The following is a 19698-nucleotide window of genomic DNA, read 5'->3' on the forward strand; positions in this document are numbered from 1 at the left end:
GGCTACTCGGCGGCCAGACGGCTGGCGAGCTCATCTTCGGACATCAGGTCCGGATCGATGGCCATCAGCTCGCGCTTGGCCTTCTCTTTCAGTTCCACCACGGTAGCCCTGGACTGCTCGCCGATCCGGTCCACCTCCACGATGGTGTCCATGTGCTCGAGCACGGCGACCCGCTTCTCGAATGGCGCAGCAATCACGAACTGCAGGCCGAGATTTTTGTAAAAGCTCATCATCTGCCGCTGGTTCTTGCCGTCCATCTTGGAGAAGGCCTCATCGAACATGGCCAGGGCGAAACCGGCGGGCTTGCCGGCACGACGCTCCGCGCTGCCGTAGACGGCGGCCAGCGAAGCGCCGATGGCAACGTAGATAGGCACCTGTTGTTCAGCGCCAGACCCGGTGCCGCGCCGCTGCTCCCAGCGGGTCGAGCGGCCGGTGGCAACATCCTCCATGTGGATCTCGAAGGTGTAGAAGTTGCGGTAGTCCTCGAACTGGGTGAAATCCTTGTCGGGGTCCTCGAGCAGCGCCTCGAGTGCGACGATCGTATCCTTGTGCGGGAAGTCATCGGGCACGTCGCCCCGGAACAGCATATCGAGCGCCTCCGGAGAGGTTTTGGCTATCTCGATGATCTTCAGGATGGGCTGGAATTCCACCATCTGGGTGCGATGGAATGAATATCGCTCGTTATGGAACGGATGTGCGTAGAGGCTACGGTTCAACGATTGCAGTTCCCGCTCCATCTTTCCGATCCGGGCCGTGAGCGCGTTGATGAACTCGCCGCGCAGCAGGGTAGAGGCTTTTTCCGCCGCATCACGCGCCTGCCGTTCGTACTGGCGCAGCTCATTGGATTCGATATCCGAGATGAGCTGTTCCATCCATGGCTTCACCTCCCGCAGCGGCTCGCTCTCCGCGCCGACTTGCGAGCTCATCCCGAACTGGTCGAAGTAATCGTAAAGGAGTTCGCGGACCCGTCGCTCGATCCGGAGACGTTCGGCGTCCGAAGCGTCGGCATCTTTGAGCGCTCTGTCGGCGATAGCGCGGTGTTTCTCCGCGAAGCCCTTCTGGGCTGCGGCATCGAGGCGCTCGCGGTACACGATCCTGCCCTTCGCGGCGGAGTATAGCGGGAAGGTCTTGCGATAGATCGAGCGGGCGACCCGCAGGCTGAGCTCGGAGCCGGGCACGTTTTCGCCCTCTCCGAGCCTCCTCTCCGCCGACCTGACCTCACCGTCATGCTCGCCGAACGCCTTCTGCTGGATCTTTCGTTCGTCGAGCCTCTTGACCTTTAGGTTCTGTTGCGCTCGTTTCTTGTCGCGAAGCCCGCCGTCGCCCGCGCCGTCGAGCGCTTCGAGCCTCGCCTGGGCTTCGGCGATCTCGGTCTGCGCGGCTGCGAAGGCAGCGGCGCAAGCCCTCAGATCGTCACGTCCCTCGCAGATATTCTTCAGAGCGGCGAAGGCCTGCTCTGCCGCCTGGGCCTGCTTGCTCTTTTCCGTTTGGAGCCGATCCAGTTCGTCGGCCTGATCCTGCAGGGAGCGCAGGGCGTTCGCCTGGGCCGCCTTTCCAATCTTGTGCTGCGAGGCTTCGATCCAGCGATGGGTCCTTACGAGTCCGTCATCGTAGAGCCCGTCCTTCATGATAGCCCGGCCGGGCCTGTTGAACTGGTCGAGCGTGTCCGCGAGGCGAACCGTGCCGTAGCGGCGCATGATGAAGGCCATCGCATCCGGATCCTGGCTCCGGAAGATCGAGGGGAAAGTGCCGCGCTCCGGCTTGACCCTGAACTGCTCGAGCTTGTTTAGGCTCACGAGCGATGCGTGGCGAAACTCGCGGCGACCTTCCTTGAAGATTGACGTGGCGGCGCTGATATCCGCTCTGTCCACGAACACAGCTTCCCGGTCGCGGCCGAGGAGCGCCTCGGCGGCTCCCACCCACTCTGGTTCGGCGACTTCGACGATGTCGCAGAGCACGCGCGGGACCATTCCCTTCTGCCGCAGCCTGCGGCAGAGAAGTTCAGTGTCGTCGCCAAGATAGGCGCGCGCCCCTCCCGCCGCGTGCTGTCGAATGCGTTCGAGCACCTCGTCGCGCCGGCCTCGGAGCCCGGAAAGCTCCGCGATGATCGTCTGACGCGCTTCGTCGATCTTCGGCAGCCATTTGGCGCCGCTTGCCGCGAAGGATTTCTCGGCCGCGGTGACCTCGTTGGAGACGCCCCCGATGTCGGCCCCGGCGGTGGCGGTCACAAGACGCTCAAGAGCAGGAACGAAGTCCTCGAAACCGTCCGCGCACATCGCGCGTAGCGGCTCCAGGCGACGGATGTTCTCCATGCGAGCCTTGAAGTCCGCCGAGGCGCGGTGCGCCGCCTGCCCGGCCACATCGGCGGTCTGCTGCAGGGACTTTCTGCCGGTCTTGGCATCGTGCTCGGCGATCGCGGCCGTGAGACGTTCGATCTCGTTATCGATGGCCTTGACGTCGTCGTCGATGAATTCGAGCTCTTTTGCTGCCGCGTCCCGGCGCGCCATCTCGGTACGCCGCTTGGTCTTGAAGTCCAGGTTTGTCGCGCGCGCCGCGAGCCAAGTCGCGCGTTTTGCGATCCACTCCTCCCTGAACTTGGTCTCGAGCGCCTCTTCAAGCGTGCCGAGGACGACCCGAAGCGCCCTCAGGGCTTCGAGCCTGAGGCGCATCTTTCGGATGGTTTCGCTGATGTTGCGGTATGTCTGGATCGACTCGCGCAGCTCCTTGATGCCGATCGGACTGTCTTCGAGGATGTAGTTCCGCACGAACTGCGTCGCCGTCTGGTTGTGGTCGAGCGTCATCGCGTTGACGATTGATTTCTGCAGGGCGCTGGCGTTCTGCTCGCCATAGGGCGAATGCGGCAGAAGATGGCGCATGTACTCACGGACGTAGTCGCTCGCCCGGTCGCGATGATTGACGAAGTTGCCATCGCCGACCGCCGCGAGGATCCGGGCGCGCACGTCCTCCCACGGCGCCGGGAATTGCGACTTTCCTCGCTGTTCGATGAAGTCCTTGGAGCTCAGAACGGTCCCGACGGCGACGAAAAGTGCCAGCACGGTCTCCCTGCTGTCGGACTTGCGCGCCTCAAGTGCCATGCCGATCGTGACCGGTGGGCGGGCGCCTTCCGTGTCTTCGAAACCTAGCGCGATGTAGGTGCGCGCCTCGTCGCGCCGACGCTGGTCTTCGCCGAGCGTCCCGAGGCAGTAGTCCACGACGCTGCGCTTCGAGCCGCTGCGCGATTTTCCGCTGTCGCCGGCGACCGCGTTCAGGCGCAAGAACCGCCGGCTCGCGCCTGTGAGAACGACCTGCGCCATGTCGAGGATTGTGGATTTTCCGGACCGGTTCTCGCCCAGGACCCCGACGTGTCCTGTCACGTCGATGTCGGCGACGTCGAACAGGTGCCAGTTCACCATCGTCAGGTGGCGTAGCTCTATCATGCCTCGTCTCCTGCGGGCTGCGGAAACCGCGCCTCCTCGCTACGGACGTAGCGCTCAAGCCGTTGGAGGGCATCGCCGCCACTGATCAGCTTAATCATCGGACGGATCCTGATCTCGCAGTCCTGCTGCTCGTCGTCAAAATCACCGATCTCGACCAAACTGCGTTGGGCGGCCTCGCGCAGGATGTCTCGGAAGCGGGCGGGCGAGATCGCGCCTCCGCCGCCGTGTTGCGCCATCTCGCGGTACCGGTCAAACAGGTCGTTCAAGGTGGCGACAACGACGGCCCGGTCCTCGACCGCTCCGACGTTCACCTCCTGCTGCCAGTACGCCGCCAGCACCAGCATGACGATTGTTTCATCGAGCTTCATCCGGGGCAGCGGCACGTCCTCGTCCATCGCGACGATGCCGGCCCACTGCGCCTCCGGATCGCGATGGACGCGGTATCCGCAACTATCGAAGAATCCGTCGACCACGTCGCGGAAGCGGCCATCCATGATCGTGCTGTAGACTGTCCCGGTCCGGGGATCTCCCGCGAACACGAACTGCCGCCGTAGCAGGAAGTGCAGCGCTTTGCGGAGGTCGGCTGCCTTTTCCGCGCCGAGGGAGCGCTCGACGTTTTCGAATTCACTGAGCATGAGCCACGCTCGCCTTCCGGAGTGCGCCCGATCGCTTGACCAGGAAGTTTGCGCAACGGAGCCATTCGCTGTCGTGTGGTGGCGTGTCGGGGCACGGTTCGAGATCGAACCCGGCCGCGACCTGCACCGGAATCTCGCCCGTCAGCGCATATCGGCGGGCGCAATCGAAGGCGAGAAAGTCGTCCACAGTATCGATTTCCATGAAGCGGGCTTCCCTGGTCGCGAAGGGCGGCACCTGGCCCTCGAGGAATCGTCTGACATCCTCCGGGCGGGGCGCGATGCGCGCGATGTACTCGAGGCGGAGCTTCTTGCGCAGTTCGTACAGCGGGTCCGACGGCGGCTCGGCGAGCTCCCTTGCTTCGACGGGACGGCGCGGCTGCCTGGCCGGCGCCTGATGGTGCTCCGACCAGGGCGACCGCAGCGGCTCGATGCTCCATTCGATTGTCGCGTTGTGGTGTGTGCCGTCCCGCAGTAGGGCATCCAGCCGCCGAACCAGATCGCTAGCCCGGCCGACGAGTCCCTGGCCGCCCCGCTCGGCGTACTTAATGGTGTTGCGGACCCTGGCTTCGAGCTGCCTGCGGAAGGCCTCGATCCTACCAAACATCTCCCCGATCTGATCGAAGATGCTTTCGATGGCCAGCAGGTCGTCGGCCGCGGCCATTCGACCGTCCTCGATGTCGGCTGCCATGCTGGAAGCTGTGTACTCCTCGGCAAGGACCTGCATGGTCTCAGGGGTGTAGGAGATCCTCCGCGCGAGATCGACGATGGCGTCGCGGAAGCGGTACGGATGGTTGACGGTGAGGATGGACTCGAAATCCTTCAGCAGAAGCTGTTCGACGAACTCCTCGAAAAAGGCTTCCAGCCGGGTAGCGACTGTTTTCGACTCCATGACGGTCCGTCGGACGCGCTTCAGGTCGGCCAGAATGGCCCGCAGGCTCTTAGTGAACTGGTCGGCCTGATTGCGCGCCTCGCGGACGGCGAGCGCGGCTTCGCGCTGTTTGCGGTCGGTGATCTCGGGCCTCAGTTTTTCGACGGCCTCCAGGTTGAGGCGGATTTGCACGATCAAGCCGCCGAATCGCTGCGAGAGATCCTTGTTGAGGCTCGCGAGCCGCTGGATGACGAGCAGCGATCCCATAGCCATGTCCACGGTGACGCGAAGCCCGTATTCCTCCTCTTCAAGCCATCCCCAGGCGAGCAGCCGGGCGTACAGTTGTCGGGCAAGACCGAGCGCCTTGTCGCCCTTCTCGGAAGCGAGCGCGACGTCGGCCTTCCGGATCCGGCGGCGTCCCGCGGAGATCATTTCCGGCAGGCTGCCGAAATCATCGCCCTCGTTCCAGAGGACGGGGTTGGCACGCATGACGTCGTAGACGGCATGGACGACCTGCTGCGGCGTCGGAAACGACGGCGCGCCTGAAAAGAAGCGTTCATGGAGGTCGAGCAGACAGGCCGCGTACAGGTGCTTGTGATCGCGCGAAAAGGCCAAAAACGCGTCGTCATGCAAATGGCGAAACAAGGTCAATGACGCGGCTCCTGGGCCCGACTTTATCTTGAGTTGGCGACACTAAACGCATGATGTGCCGGACAACATTGTTATTGAGAGTGGGTCTTGAAAATACAACCGGAAGGTTTGTTCCTAGTATGTTCTAATATAGCTTGGCAGCTCGATCCCTGTCGAGGCTCCAAAGTTGGATCGGGAGGTAGATTTCGGACCCTGGAAGCGGAACAATCGGCTCAAGCCCTTGAATCCATTGTTGTTACCATTATGGCGAAGTGGATACAAAGGCTTTGCTACCATTTTGGCAGGATGGATACAAAGCCATTGTTACCACTTCGCCAAAATGGTAACAAAAACCTATGAAGCAGTTTTCCAACATCGACCAAGTCATGTTCTCCGACCTGGTTCAAAAGGCGACCGACGCGGATTTCGACGAGAACTTCCCGGAAAACGGGACCTTTCTCAAACAGAAGCGAGCCAACCGCGAATACTATTACTACAAGGCCTACGAGCCCTCCGGTGGCGACGGACCGACGAAGACGACCCTCAAATATGTCGGTCCGGCCGATGATCCCGAGATTGCCAAACGCGCGGAAGCTTTCCAGCGCACCAAGATTGGCTATCGCGCGCGACGCGAGCTGGCAGCGAAGTTGAGGCGGGCCGGCTACCCTGCCCCTCCCCACATGGAAGGTCTCGTCGTCAACGAACTCGCGCGCGCGGGACTTTTCCGGCTTCGCGCCACGCTCGTCGGTTCGATGGCCTATCAGACATACAGCGGCGTACTCGGCGTCAAGCTGCCCGACGAGCTCGTGACGACCGAGGATTTGGACATCGCGAAATTCTACGGCATCTCGATCTCGATCGATGAAAGCATGCCCGACATCGAAGAGATCCTGAAAAAGGTGGATCCGACATTTGCGCCCTCATTCTCCCCCGATGAAACCAAGCTGTTCAGCGGTTTTGCCAATGCCACCGGCTTCAAGGTCGAATTCCTTACACCAAACCGTGGCGACGAGGACTACTCCTCCAGACTGACGCAGATGCCTTCATTGGGGCCGTCTGTAGGGGCGCAGGTTTTGCGGTTCCTAGACTACCTGATCCATGAGCCCATCCGCTCTGTGGTCTTGCACGACGCCGGCGTGCCGGTCCTTGTACCGGCCCCGGAGCGCTACGCCGTCCACAAACTGATCATCGCGACCAAACGGAATGTGTTCTTTGCGGATAAGGCCAAAAAGGACATCAACCAGGCTGGCGCGCTCATTCAAGCATTCAATGCCGTCAAACGTAGTAGCGACCTAGGCTTTGCGTGGATGGAAGCGTGGGAACGCGGAGCCAGATGGCGACGACGGCTTGGTGTTGGCGCCCTGCGTCTTTCGCACGACACTTTCGACATGCTCGCGAAGGGCGTAGCCGAAGCGGCCAAACTCGACGGCAAGCCGGCAGAGGAGTACGGGCTTACGGGAGGCAAGGAAGGTCTTCTGGCGCGCGTTTCAATTGCGAAGCCGACGGCCTCGCCAACGCCGTGATGCCAATTCGACATGTCGATGAGGCTCTCTCGCGCATCATCGGCGACGGGCGTGCCGGTGCTGCTGCTGATACGTCGGCATGCCGAATCACGTGATTGGCTCGCTGATCATCTCGCTGCCGATGCAGCTGACCATTCCGGTGATGGTGCCGATCACTAGGCATCATGCCGCTCGATCAGCTCGGTCTTGCCGCCGACGCGCTCGATGCTCAGCACGAAGTCGAGCTGGATCGGAACGTGCTGCGCAATCGCCGCCTGTTTGATGGCCGGTCTGCTTCTCGTCCTCGACCGTGACCGGTTTTTCGACGACGAACGGACTAACGGGCTTGTCGGGGCCACCGCTATGACCTCCGCCCTGACCCGGATTGCCGCCGGTGTAAGTGCCTCAACCCCAACGCGTTTGTCCCAGGGAAGGCGTCCCGATGTCGGCAGTTTGGCAGCTCTTACGCAATGGCTTGGCCTGCCGGCTGACCGCTTGGGGCAGCGGAAAGTCGCTTTCGGCGCGGCCAGCCCCTTGACCCAGATCTCGTCCATCCTGCGCGAAGATCCCAATCTCAACGAGAACGCCACTGCGGCGTTGGACGAGCTGATCAAAGCGACGTACGCCAGACTGCGATCTCAGAAATGAGATAGATCGCGTGGCATACGCAGTTGCGTATTAAGCATACGCGGAAACGTATAATCAGTAGATATTCGCGGGCGCGTATATTGACGGTATATACGCGTTTGCGTATGCTAGCTTATGGATACGATTGCCCGCACCCCCCAGCAAATCGGCGCCGGGATCAGGCGCTACCGGCGGCAGAAGAAGCTCACCCAGGGTGGCCTCGGTGAGAAGATGCATGCGCGTCAAGCGACGGTCTCGAAGCTGGAAGCCGGTGTACCTACAACGCAGCTGCGCATCTTGATGGATGCGCTGGCCGCGCTCGACCTCGAGTTGGTCATCCGGCCGCGCACCAAATTGACGGCTGAAGCGATTGAGGATCTGTTCTGATGGCGCGTCGTCCTGCCCGCGCGCCGCTCAACGTCTATCTCAACGCACGGCTGGTCGGGCGGCTGCGGCGCGAGAGCAGCGGCGCAATCGATTTCCAGTATGACAAGCAGTGGCTCGCGTGGGAAAATGCCATCCCCGTTTCGGGGTCGCTGCCATTGCGGGAGGATCGTTATATCGGCGATCCGGTCGTCGCTGTCTTTGATAATCTTCTGCCCGACAATGACGACATCCGCCGACGCGTCGCTGAACGTGCGCATGCTGATGGCGCCGACGCTTACAGCCTGCTCTCCGCAATCGGCCGCGATTGCATCGGCGCGCTGCAATTCCTTCCCGACGGTGCCGCGCCCGGAGCCGCCGGCGCCATTGATGGCCGCGCCGCTAGCGATCAGGAGATCGCCGCCATTCTCGGTAATCTTGACAGCAATCCGCTCGGCATCGGCCCCGACCAGGACTTCCGCATTTCTCTCGCGGGCGCGCAGGAAAAGACAGCGCTGCTTTACTGGAAAGACAAGTGGCACGTTCCTCATGGCACGACCGCAACTACGCACATCATCAAGCCGCAGATCGGGAAGTTGCCGAACGGAAGCGACCTGACCAGCAGCGTCGAAAACGAGCATCTGTGCCTCGAGCTGGTTGCCGCACTCGGCTTGCCGGTCGCCAAATCGAGCATCATCGATTTCGCCGGGCGCCGCGTGCTCGCAGTTGAGCGGTTCGATCGCATCTGGACGCGCGACGGCCGCCTGTTGCGGCTGCCGCAGGAAGACTGCTGCCAAGCACTGTCGGTTCCGCCCGCGCGCAAGTATGAATCCGACGGCGGACCTGGCATCCGCAAAATCTCGGATTTCCTCAAGGGCAGCGATACGCCTGAGGATGACCGGGCCATTTTCTTCAAGGCGCAGATCGTGTTCTGGCTGCTCGCCGCCACCGATGGCCATGCGAAGAATTTTAGCATTCATTTGGCGCCGGGCGGACGTTTTCATCTTGCCCCGCTTTATGACATCATTTCGACCCAACCGAGCCTGGACGCTGGACAGATCAGCCAAAACCAAATGAAGCTTGCCATGGCGATCGGCAGCAACCGGCATTATGTCGTTCACACGGTTCTCGGCCGACATTTCGTGCAGACTGCGAAAAGCTGCGGTCTATCCGACAAAACAGTCAAGGTTGTCATCCAGCAGCTCGGCGATACAGCCGCAAAAGCCATAGATCAGGTGCTGAATGCGCTTCCAAAAGGATTTCCGGAGAAGATGGCCATATCGATTGCTGATGGCGCGAAGCGCCGTGTGAATTCGCTGGCTGCGCTCAAGAGTAGTGAATGACACGCGGCCAGTCGGCGCGGCGCGTAGGTCGGCTTTTCTGACCGAGCCGGCGTTGCGGCTAAGATCTCGGGATCATAAATTTTCTATGTGTCGCCTTGATGAAAGAAGTTGCTCTCCGCGTCCCATCTTCCAAGGGGGGCCTTCATCGAAGGAGCCCAATCAGCCACCGCCGTACTCAATTCGTGCCCGGCGCCTTCACCGCATGAAGCGCCGCTGCAACGCCTCTAGAACGGCGTTGAAAGCAAGTCCGATCATCGTGATGCTGATGATGCCCTACATCGGAGGAATCAGGAAGCTGTACTGACTGTTGATGATGAGACAGCTAAGACCTGCCTTCGCGCCAACCATCTCGGAGGCCATCAGCACCAGCATCGCGGACGCACTGGCAAGACGAATGATAAAGATGGTGGGAAGCAGGCAGGATCACATCAGTTGCTGCAGCGTCGCGCCCAGCATCGTGATGCGCGAGAGGCTTGCCGGAAGGCAACTATTTGACAAGCGTCTGACGGCGCCAACTCTCGACAGCCTTGTCGAGCGTCGCCGCAGCCGCTGGGTCGGCCCAACGATCCCAGAACTGGATCGTGCCGCTAAGCGGTTCGTTTATCGGTTTGGCAATGCGGATACGCGTGGGCAGTAGAATCGCATCGCCAACGACGAGTGCTTCGCCCGTGTCGAGGACCGGAAGCAGGTCGCCGAAGCCGCCGAGGCTGTCGGGCAGCAGCCGTCGCACGACAGCTTGGTCGTCACCGTTGGTTAGCCGCATCGCGATGAGATTGTTGCACTGGCTGGCCACCGTACGGTTCACTTCGGCGGGGCGCTGGCTGATCACCACCAGCCCGACGCCATATTTCCGCCCCTCCTTGGCGATGCGCTCGAAGGTAGCGATCGCATTCTCCGCGGCGCCCGAAGTCGGATCCTGTGGAATATAAAGATGCGCCTCGTCACAGAACAGGGCCACCGGATGGCGAAGCCCCTGCGTGCTCCACTGCTGCACGTGGAAGGCCATGCGCGCGACCATGCCGACGATCAGCGGCAAAATGTCGGAGGGAACTTCAGAGAAGTCGATGATCTTGACGCCACCGTGGCCGCCTTTGGCCGCCCTGCCACCGAGCAGCAGCTCAACTGCGCGATCGAGCCAATCATAGCTGTCCGCCACGCCGGACGCAGGAAATAGGAAGCCGAGGCGTCGATCGGTGCGTTTGCCCTCGAGGCGCTGGATTAGACGGCTGAGCTTGCCGTGGAAATCGCCCTGCTTCTCCGTCCTGGCTCCCGGTACCATCTCGGCGTTGAGGCGGTTGAGCTCGCCGAGCACGGTTTCCATCCTGAAAGGCACCGGACTGTCGATCGTGAAGTTGGCGAGCACCTCGACATGACCGCCAGCTTTCAGGAAGCCCGTCTTGGCGTCCACGACGGTACGCGACATGATCATAGCCTGGTTTGGGGCGTTCTGATCGGAGCGGTCAACAAACATCGAGACAAGCGCCTCGTAGCTCATGAGCCAATAGGGCAAATGCAGCACACCATCGTTCAGCCCCTTCCCCGCTTCGATGTCGCTTGGGCCCGCGACGCGAAGATGGACGAAACCGTCGCCAGCCATCGACGCATATTCTCCGTGCATGTCGAACACGATGGCATTGGCGCTGTCGAGCTCGGCGATTTGCTCGAGCAGGCGGGCGGTCGTCCACGACTTGCCCGAGCCGGTGCTGCCCACGATGAGCGCATGACGCTGGAACAACCGATTGCCATTGACGAACGCCTGAGCGTTGGGATCGAGCGTATAGGCGCCAAGCGACAGGCGCTGCGCGCCGCCGGTCACCTCCGAAATCACGCCCATGAATCGCGTTAGGCGCTCGCCTTCGAGAGCGAAGCAGCAGGCATCGATCTCCGGGACGGTCTCAAGCGTCCGGCGGAAGACATTGGCGCGCGGTCCGTCGCGATCGAGCAGCGTGCCGATCAACATAATCCGAACCAGATTGACTTCGGGATGCGCGGCCTCGCCTAGCTCGACATCGGCGATCTTCGCTTCACTGAGCGCGGTACGGATGATCGTTTGGATCACGCCAATCAACTTGTGGCCGGCAAGGCTGCTCTGGAGCGCAACCAGCCGGTTCACCTGCAGCGCCCGCAGCGCCTCGACATCATCGACGTGGACGATCACCGTGGTCGTGTCGACCGATTGGACGCGGCCCAGCGCTTCTCCATCCGCAAAATCCAGAATGCTCACGCGGAAACTCCTGTCATCTCATTGAGGAAGCGGTCGAGCCGCCAGATCGGTTGATCTACGTCGAACCCTTTCGGTACGTCGTGCATATAAGCGCGCGCGCCCATCGTCCCCTCCTCGATCGCGAGATAGCGCCGGCAGCGTCCGCCGCCGAGGAAGGTCCGGGCGGACGTGGTCAGCTCTTTGGTGATCACGACAAGCGGGACGGAATCGCGGTCGCAACGCTCGATCAGCTTGGTCTGAAGATGCTCGTCGTTGAAGCCATAACCAACGCAGAAATAGGCGCGGGCGTTCTCCAGCGCGGCGTCGCTGCAGCCCAAGATCGTTCGGAACGGCTCGCCATGTGTCAGCCGGTATTTATCGATGCCCGGCGTGATCATCAGCGGCGAGTATCCGGCCGGCACTTCGGGCATTCCGCGAACGCCGATGATCTGGCCAGCAGAATCCTGGAACCAGTCGAGAGAGCCATGCACTTTCCAGACGGCAACGGTACGGGTCACCTGCCGATTAACGAAAACGCGCGTGTTCGAATCGCGGGCGCGCGATTGCAAATAACCGTAGTTGAAGCCAGTGAACGTGCTTACATCGACGGCATCGGCGGCATATTCGGCAAGCCGGTCATAGTTAGGCGTGACGACATGGACGGTCTTGTGCGTGCTGTCGAAGAGATGGCGGTACAGCCGCGAAAGGGGTAGCGCGCGCCGATCCGCCACAAGCGTCTGGAGGACGCGAAGATCGTGCGGCAGCAGGACAGCGCGGGTCTCGGTGGCGATGAACTGGGTCTGGCGTTCCGTCGGGCGCACGGCCTGAAGGGCGCTTTCGAGATCATTGCCGGCCGCAAGCTGCGCGACGAACTTCTCCCATTCGCTCCTCTCGTCTGCTGTCCAGCTCGTGGGAGGCTTGATAGCGGAAAGCTGCAACGCCAGGCCGCCCATGCCGGGCACACCGTGTGCAGCCGAGGCGCCGCTGCCCAGAATGATCACCGGTGTGGCGCTAAGCGCCGCCTGCGCGAATTCCTGCGCCATCTCCGGCGCGCTCTTGGCCGCCATACAGTCCCTTCCCGGCCAACGCGGGCTGTATCCACTACAGCCGTCGTCATCCCCATGAGATTTAGTGAATGGAACAATTTCGGCGAGGATTGCGTCCTCGCTAAATCTGAAATTAGCCCTTAGCCGATCAGGTTACGCTTGGTGTCGCGGCGACGAAGGGCCTGCAGGACCGTGAACTTTCCGGGATTGATCTTCCCCAAAGGAAGTCCGAGAAGCATGTCGACGCAAACTCCGCATCGCGGACTGCGTTTGAACATAGCGATAATGATGTCGAGACATGCATTCTGTAATCCATCTAAGCAACATTCTTCATTTGATGTGGGCGAGGCTCAAGCGTTGCCGTCGAAACACTCCTGCCAAACGCAGTAGACGCCACATCAAGCAGGTGCTGGTGATGAGTGAAGAAAAGCACCTGTGTTTTCTCCGCAAGCAGTTGCAACACCCTGAAACCGGCCGATGCGCGCGCATCGTCATAATTGATGAAAAGATCATCGGCAATAAAGGGCACCGGCGCAGCATGCATCAGATACTCTTCAACGGCCGCAATGCGCAGCGCGAAAAAGAGCTGATCGGCGGCTCCTTCGCTGAGACCTGATACGGGCACCGCTCCTCCGTTCCCGCGCACGCCCGCCAGATGTGGCACATCTTTTTCGTCGTATTCGAGCGTAAGGCGTTGGAACGAGCCGCCGGTCAGAATAGAGAACAGCTCCCCTGCCCGTTTGAGCAATGGTGCCTGCTTTTCGCGCCTAAACCGCTCGATCGCCCACCTCAGGATGATGGTTGCGGAGCGAACGCGCGCATACTGCGCCGCCACCTCCTTCATCTCGGCCAAAGCCAGCTGACGATCACCAGCAGCTTTGGCCGCAGCGGCGTCGCCGCCGACGGCTTCGAACAAACGCTCAGTATCATTGCGACTCTGAATTGCGATCAGCTGGCGTTCCCTGACATCTTTGAGTATTGCCTTTAGCGTTTGCTCCCGAGCCGTTGTTTGATCGGGATCGGCGCTGCGACATTCCTCGGCGAGTTGTTCGACACCAAGCCCATCGCCATCAGCCTCGAGCGTGGTCCGCAAGCGCGATCGCTCATCCCGAAGTGCGCGTTGTAGATCGGACTGAAGAATAGCCGCTCGCAATCTGTCGATCGAATCGACGGCTGCAGCCCTTTTGAGGCCATCTATTACGGCCGCGGCGTCCGTCCTGGACTTGTCGCATTCTTCCAATTTCTTCTGCAGGCCCCGCATCGCCTCAGCTCTTTCGTCGCGGGACACGACAGTCTGCCTCGCCGCATTCAATTGCGCATGGAGTTGAAGGATTGCTTCATCTGCATTCTGTCCGGAAAACCGTGGCGCGATCGCATTTACGAGCTTTTCGACATCCTCCGTAAACGCCGTGATGTCCCGCTCGATCTTTCCAATGCGCTCGTGCTTCAAATCCGCGATCTTGGCAGACGTCTCCCGCATCTGATCGACTGCTTCAATTTGCTCTTGAACGGTCTCAAGCGGGGCTTCGGGTAACAGATTGAGACCCCTCAGGGCCTCCTTCCATTGCGCGTTCCAGACATCACGCTCTTTCGCAGCGTTTTCAACAGCCACGCGCCTGCGTTCGACTTCTGTTGCGACCTTCCGTTCCTCGAGCGCGAGTTCATTCCTCTTTTGTGTGTTGCCCTCCTCCGCGCGAAGGCGCGCTTCGGCAGCCCCAAGAATTCCGTTCAGCGGCAGACTATCTGCGGAGGCTGCGATTGCCGTGTCCGCCATCAAGCTGGCGAGCTGTTGCTTGGCTTTCGCAATTTGCTGCTGGAGCGAGGACTCTGCATGAAGCGCGGCGTCACGCTTGGCGATTTGATCGAGCACGTCAGCCCTCGCATCGAGCCAATCCAGCATTTCGTCCGGAGAACGCGGGTTATCGGTAACCTGTTTCCACAGGATCGCCCAAGCCTCGGCCAACGCTTTCTGCTCTTCGGCTAACGAAAAAAGCTCCTGCTTGGCGGATTCAAGGACGTCTTGCTCGTCAGCGATTTGCCGCGCCAGCACCATGGCCGCAGCCGTCGACTGCGCATTCTGAAAGCGACGGTCCGCCGCGGTGTCGGCGTCTTCGATGGCCTTCACATAGGCATTGAGCAGCGGCTCGCCGCTTGTAAAAGCGAGCTCCTCCGATTCTGGCACCATGATCTTGTCGACATGTCTGCGCCTGATGATAGACCATCCGGCATCCCGCCGTTCGCGGAGTTTCTTCAACTCCTCAACGCCGACAATTTTTTCATCTGACACAAGACGAGCATAAGACTTTCGATTGTTTTCGACTGTACGCGTCAGCTCACGCGTCACAGCTTGCTGGCGCTGAATACGCGCCTGAAGCTCACGAGCAGCATCGCGATGCGCCCTTACCGCCTCTTTCGCCGGACTTTTCAAGGCCTGCAAACTCGTTTCACTCACGATAGGCGGATTCATATCAGCCATTTGCCGCTGACATGATCTATCGGCATCCCGATGCTCTTGATGGATACTCAGGAGACGCGCATCGAGATCGCCAAAAGCACGAATGGACTCAACGACCCCAGCCAGCACCGAAAGGTCTTTCTGCGCTCCGAGCGCTTCAAGCCGTGCCTGGATATCAGCGAGTTTTTCGCTGGCATCCTCTAGCGCCGCTTCAGCGCTATCAACGGCGGCAAATCGGCTGCCAGACGATGTCAACAGTCCGCGGACTGCTGCAACCTTGGCCCGCGGCGGAATTCTCTCGACCAGGTCGGCGACGGACCCTGTCCACCCCAGTTCAATCGCCGCGCGCTTCAGGACTTCTTCCGCTGCGGCGAGTTCGGCCCGCCGCTTCGGTAAGTCCGCCCGGCCCGAAGAGAGTTGTATGCCGCGCTTCGAAAGTCGTTCAATCTCCGTTTGGTGGAGCAGAACGCTATCGTCAACCACAAGTTCGGAAATTTCCGTGCCGATTGTTGCGATCTGTTCGCGGAATGCGCTTATACGCACTTCTGCAGCAGCGTTATCGCCCGAGGCCTCCTCAAATTGCCTAGCCGCGTCGGGAGGTAATTCGACCACCGCGCCGAGGTCCGCTATCTCGGTTTCAATCTCTTGAAGCCGACGCACACCGCGATATACGCGCCGGACTCGAGAAATCTTCGCAAGTTCGGAAACTTGCTCTTCGATTTCCTTCTCGATCTGATTGCAAAGGCCGCGCGCCTCTTCAAAGGCGGATTTCAATTCCTGCCATTTGCTTGCGCTCACCATGTGTTGACGCAACGCCGCATCAGCCTCTTTAAGGCGGTCTTCCGCTTGGTAGTATTTTCGGTGTCCCGCCTTGCGGCTGGCCCAGAGCCCATCCGCCTCTGCCTGCATCGCACCCAGCCGATCGCGGAGACCTGACACGCCGGCCCCGGCGGCGAACAATGCCGCGCCGATATCATCCTTGGCCTGGGTGATATCCCGCCCGCCAGCCCGCAGGCGCTCATGGTCAAGACAGAACATCCGGCAGAAAAACGCGCGGTCCATCCCGCCGAGCCAAGGAGCAAGCAGGCCATCGCCAGCCGCAAGCGGCAGATCGTCCGGACCGAGAAGCGTGTCCTTGTTGCCCTTGCGACGCCGGACCGAAAGCAGCGCGCCGTCACGTTCTAGGGCGGCGCCGATGCGCAGGGCCGCATTCTCATGCAGGAAATTACGGGATGATTGCCCGGGAATACCGAAGAGCAGATCTTCAATCGCCGACATCGTCGTCGACTTTCCAGCCTCATTCTCGCCGTACACGACATGAAAGTCTGGTTCGCCTGACGGAAAATGAAGCGTCGTGCCGGTGAAATGTCCGTAACGGACCAGGTCAAGAGAACGAATACGCACGGATCAACGCCTTTCCGCAGTCAGACGTGCGCTCAGATATTCGCCAGCCTGCTCAATCACAACCGAGTATTGTTTCGCGATCACCGCTTCGAGAAGAAAATCGTCAATATCAAGTGCCGCGTCGTGAGGAAGCCTGCGGACAAGGTCGCCCAGATCGTTCGCGATTTCTGCCTGGAGATCGGAATCCCCCGCAGCCTGAGCTAGTAGGACTTTGAGATCGTTGATCGCGCTGCCCTCTGTCTGGATAGAAACGGCCGTCGTAGGCACGGTCGCATTGATCACACGTTCGATCCATGCAACCTCTTCGCCAAGAGCCAGTGCTGCGGCTCTCGCTTCAGCCAACAATTGCGGCGCAGACGCCATCAGCTCGGCGTGAAGAGCCGTCGGGCCAGTTAGTTTGATGCGACAAGCCAGCAGTCGGCCTTCTGCGTTCTTGGCCGCCTCGTCGATCGAGCGTTTGATTTGATCTACAACATCCCCGAACCGCGCGCTACCACTGACCGGTACATCGACATGCATCCACCGCACGACATCCGTTTGGAGCAGCTCAGCGCCTTCGATCGCTCCGTCTTGGACCGTAACGAGCTGCGCCGATTTCGGGCCGGCTTCGCGGATGTGGCGCCCCTGTAGATTGCCGCAGAACACCACGTGCGGATTTCGATGCAGTACGCCGCCCTGATGCACGTGCGCGAGCGCCCAATAGTCGTACCCCTTGTTGACCAACTCTTCGAGCGTGCAAGGGGCGTAGTTCTCGTGAGAACCACCCATTCCGCCGAGTGCAGTATGCAGCACGCCGATGTTGAAATAGCCTTTGATCGGCGCGGGATAGGCTGCCGCGAGATTTTCCGTCGTCGCCTGCAGGCGGAAGCTTTGACCGTGAAGGGCGACGCGGCAATCATCGAGCTTGAAAGTTTGAGGCTTTCGATAGCTAAACACCTCAACATTGTCGGGAAGCGTCAGCCGCTTCGTGATTTGGCTTTCGGCGTCATGATTGCCGTGCAACACGAAGGCGGGGATTTTCGCCCCCCGCAAACGACCCATCTGCCGAACGAAAAACAGGCCGGTGTGAAAATCGCGCCAATCGCCGTCGTAGAGGTCTCCGGCGATGACCACGAAAGCCGCCTGTCTATCGATTGCCTGAGTAATGAGGTCCTCAAAGGCAGTTCGGGTCGCCGTTCGAATACGCTCGGCCGCTGGCCCCTCCTGTCCGCTCAGGCCTCTCAGGGGGCTGTCCAGATGTATGTCGCCGGTATGGATAAATTGGAAAGTGCTCACAACAGGACTCGCTAATTCCAATCAGAACAAACTAGTAAATTCCTTTTATCGCAATCTTGAGCGGAGTGTTGTCACCAAGTATCCGCAAACGCGGAAAGGGATTGTCGATGAGGGCTCGAAGGGGCCGCCGAATTTGAGGGCGACGCGAAGATTCGGCGGCACGTTTAACATTCGCGTTATCCATGTTGCGGAGAGCGTGTCTTTGGTACGGTTCGGACAAGGTCGTACCTGAGCTAGCTCCTCAGTCCTGCGCGCCGCTTTCCTGAGTGACCTTGCCTCGAAATTCTGGCAAATGCGGCGATCGGCTGGGAAGACACACACCGTGCCGCGCTGACGCTTTGGAGACGACCAACACGGAACCCGATCGGAGCGAGCCGAAATGCCGAGATGCCCGATCACTTCCAGTTGTCGCGCCTGGGAGAGTCTTAAAGCCTTCGCGACGATCCCACACGTTCATCTTCTGCAACTCCGGAGTCAGAAACTCTGGTGTGCAGCATCCGGAGCATCCTCGCTGCTCGGCATCGATAGAAAGCTGCTGCCGCGTGAGCTCATTCGGCTTGAGCCTTCATCCGGACCCGGGCCCGGGCCCGGGCCCTTCGAACACCGTCCGCAACGGAAAACTTACCTCGTCATGAAGAGGAAAATTCGCCAATTTCTGCCGGGCACCGCAGATATCAAGCGAATTTTCTCATTTCGCGCTGGAGTTCATCGAAGAAATCAACCGCATTGATGTACCCATGCGGTACTATACGCCAATCTATGTCGAGAAGGTTCTCATCCCCGACCTTCCGCCAGACGCTATCGTCGTCATGGACAACCTCTCCGGCCACAAGGGACCAAGGGTCCGCCAGATGATCGAGGCTGCGGGTGCACGCCTACTCTACCTGCCTCCCTACAGCCCCGACTTCAATCCGATCGAGAACGCCTCGCCAAGCTCAAGGCGCTCTTGCGTCAGGCCGCAGAACGAAGGGCCTCTGGAGCGCGATTTGGGCGATTGATCGCTTGACAGCAACCAAATGCCGCAACTACTTCATCGCCGCAGGATACGCTGCATGATCGGCGGATGCTCTAGAGTTGGAATCGTACCGAGCGGCGCGTTGTCATCGTTACGGTTGCGAGGCATCGGACTCCTAGTATAGGCGATCTGCCAGTCAATCAGTCCGCGTCACCCCGGATGGATGCCCTGATGCCAAGCAGCAATTGCGCAACAAGCAATAGTGTCGGTCAGCTGCGAAGCTGATGAATTGCATCTGGGCCGCTGCCGCGCGCCCCCGCGGTCATCTTTCGGGGAGATCGAGCGCCGCCATGCGCGTAGATCTGCCGGCCGAACGTTTTCAACAAACGACCCATTCAGGGTGCCGGCATCCGAAAACAACATGACGTAAAATTGACGCTCCTCGCAATTGGATGGCCGTTTCACAGCTCAAGCCCTCGGTCCCCAAGCATCTGGCGCATCAGAGCGCCCTTGATCTCGCGGGCGATCTCCACGCTGATCTGGGCTCCGAATTGCACCGCGGCATCGCTATCTCCGGTTAGCTGATGGTCGGCGAGCCGTTGCTCAAGGCGGCTCGGAAACTCCTCGTCCATCGCCTGCCTGAGTCGGCCCTCCATCTGTGCATGAGCTTGTGGGGCAATCCGACTCACCACCATCTCCCAGGGTTGCCAGCGAGTTGCCAGATAGTCGGCGAACCCCGCCGCCTCCTCGTTGCGCACCTGGATCTCGGCTGCGGTGAGGTCGTCTTCAGTGACGTGGGCGACATCAAAGAATCGCATGTCCGGAGCGATGAGCTGCAGGTCCAGCCGATCACGTAGCTTGACCTGATAGGCGAGATAGACCTCGATCTCGTCGACGAATCCGAGCGAGTCGACTTTCTGACGGGCGATCGGCTCAAGCGCGTTCAAGCGGAACA

General features: G+C 60.4%; 12 protein-coding genes and 1 pseudogene. 5 read left to right on the top strand and 8 right to left on the bottom strand.

Translation table 11 applies throughout. From position 1 onward, the window contains the following. Positions 1-2 precede the first annotated feature (2 nt). The 3 genes from ACM42_RS02140 to ACM42_RS02150 are packed head-to-tail and all read right to left on the bottom strand — an operon-like array spanning position 3 to position 5591. Positions 3-3437 carry an SbcC/MukB-like Walker B domain-containing protein gene (locus ACM42_RS02140; RefSeq protein WP_271526460.1) on the bottom strand — a complete coding sequence of 1145 codons (3435 nt, stop codon included), beginning with the start codon at positions 3435-3437 and terminating at the stop codon, positions 3-5. Further along, positions 3434-4072 (bottom strand): DUF4194 domain-containing protein, encoded by a 639-nt coding sequence (locus tag ACM42_RS02145; RefSeq protein WP_271526461.1) that lies wholly within the window; start codon positions 4070-4072, stop codon positions 3434-3436. Before ACM42_RS02145 ends, ACM42_RS02140 begins: the two co-directional genes overlap by 4 nt. After that, on the bottom strand, positions 4062-5591 hold the full coding sequence (locus ACM42_RS02150; RefSeq protein WP_271526462.1) for a Wadjet anti-phage system protein JetA family protein: 1530 nt from the start codon (positions 5589-5591) through the stop codon (positions 4062-4064). The genes ACM42_RS02145 and ACM42_RS02150 overlap by 11 nt, the downstream gene beginning before the upstream one ends. 335 nt (positions 5592-5926) lie before the next feature. Here ACM42_RS02150 and ACM42_RS02155 point away from each other — a divergent pair, with 335 nt between their 5' ends. The 4 genes from ACM42_RS02155 (at position 5927) to ACM42_RS02170 (ending at position 9405) form a co-directional block, all read left to right on the top strand. After that, positions 5927-7093 (top strand): nucleotidyltransferase family protein, encoded by a 1167-nt coding sequence (locus ACM42_RS02155; RefSeq protein WP_271526463.1) that lies wholly within the window; start codon positions 5927-5929, stop codon positions 7091-7093. Positions 7094-7297: 204 nt separating this feature from the next. Further along, positions 7298-7720 (top strand): hypothetical protein, encoded by a 423-nt coding sequence (locus ACM42_RS02160; RefSeq protein WP_271526464.1) that lies wholly within the window; start codon positions 7298-7300, stop codon positions 7718-7720. A 114-nt stretch (positions 7721-7834) separates the two neighbouring features. Then, positions 7835-8086 (top strand): helix-turn-helix domain-containing protein, encoded by a 252-nt coding sequence (locus ACM42_RS02165; protein ID WP_271526465.1) that lies wholly within the window; start codon positions 7835-7837, stop codon positions 8084-8086. Then, a complete protein-coding gene (locus ACM42_RS02170; RefSeq protein ID WP_271526466.1) occupies positions 8086-9405 on the top strand; it encodes a type II toxin-antitoxin system HipA family toxin in 1320 nt (439 codons plus the stop codon). Before ACM42_RS02165 ends, ACM42_RS02170 begins: the two co-directional genes overlap by 1 nt. A 487-nt stretch (positions 9406-9892) precedes the next feature. On the opposite strand, the gene ACM42_RS02175 is transcribed toward ACM42_RS02170, so the two are convergent. From ACM42_RS02175 to ACM42_RS02190, 4 genes are all read right to left on the bottom strand, one after another. After that, positions 9893-11629, bottom strand: coding sequence for an ATP-binding protein (locus ACM42_RS02175; protein ID WP_271526467.1), 1737 nt, complete (start codon positions 11627-11629; stop codon positions 9893-9895). Beyond that, a complete protein-coding gene (locus ACM42_RS02180; RefSeq protein WP_271526468.1) occupies positions 11626-12675 on the bottom strand; it encodes an SIR2 family protein in 1050 nt (349 codons plus the stop codon). Before ACM42_RS02180 ends, ACM42_RS02175 begins: the two co-directional genes overlap by 4 nt. Before the next feature lie 295 nt (positions 12676-12970). After that, entirely contained in the window at positions 12971-16513 is a 3543-nt protein-coding gene (locus tag ACM42_RS02185; RefSeq protein WP_271526469.1) for an ATP-binding protein, read from the bottom strand. 3 nt (positions 16514-16516) lie between these two features. After that, the gene (locus tag ACM42_RS02190) at positions 16517-17788 is read right to left on the bottom strand and encodes a metallophosphoesterase family protein (RefSeq protein ID WP_271526470.1); all 1272 of its coding nucleotides are present in this window, start codon (positions 17786-17788) and stop codon (positions 16517-16519) included. Between the two features lie 758 nt (positions 17789-18546). Between ACM42_RS02190 and ACM42_RS02195 the strand changes: the two are divergent. Next, positions 18547-18844, top strand: a pseudogene (locus ACM42_RS02195) (transposase); the annotation flags it as partial. 360 nt (positions 18845-19204) lie between these two features. Here the strand turns inward: ACM42_RS02195 and ACM42_RS02200 are convergent. Next, positions 19205-19690: an NEL-type E3 ubiquitin ligase domain-containing protein gene (locus ACM42_RS02200; protein ID WP_271526471.1), complete on the bottom strand. Its 486-nt coding sequence runs from the start codon at positions 19688-19690 to the stop codon at positions 19205-19207. Between the last annotated feature and the right edge of the window lie 8 nt (positions 19691-19698).

The sequence above is a fragment of the Bradyrhizobium sp. CCBAU 25338 genome (assembly GCF_028128965.1).
GTDB classification, from domain to species: Bacteria; Pseudomonadota; Alphaproteobacteria; order Rhizobiales; family Xanthobacteraceae; genus Bradyrhizobium; species Bradyrhizobium liaoningense.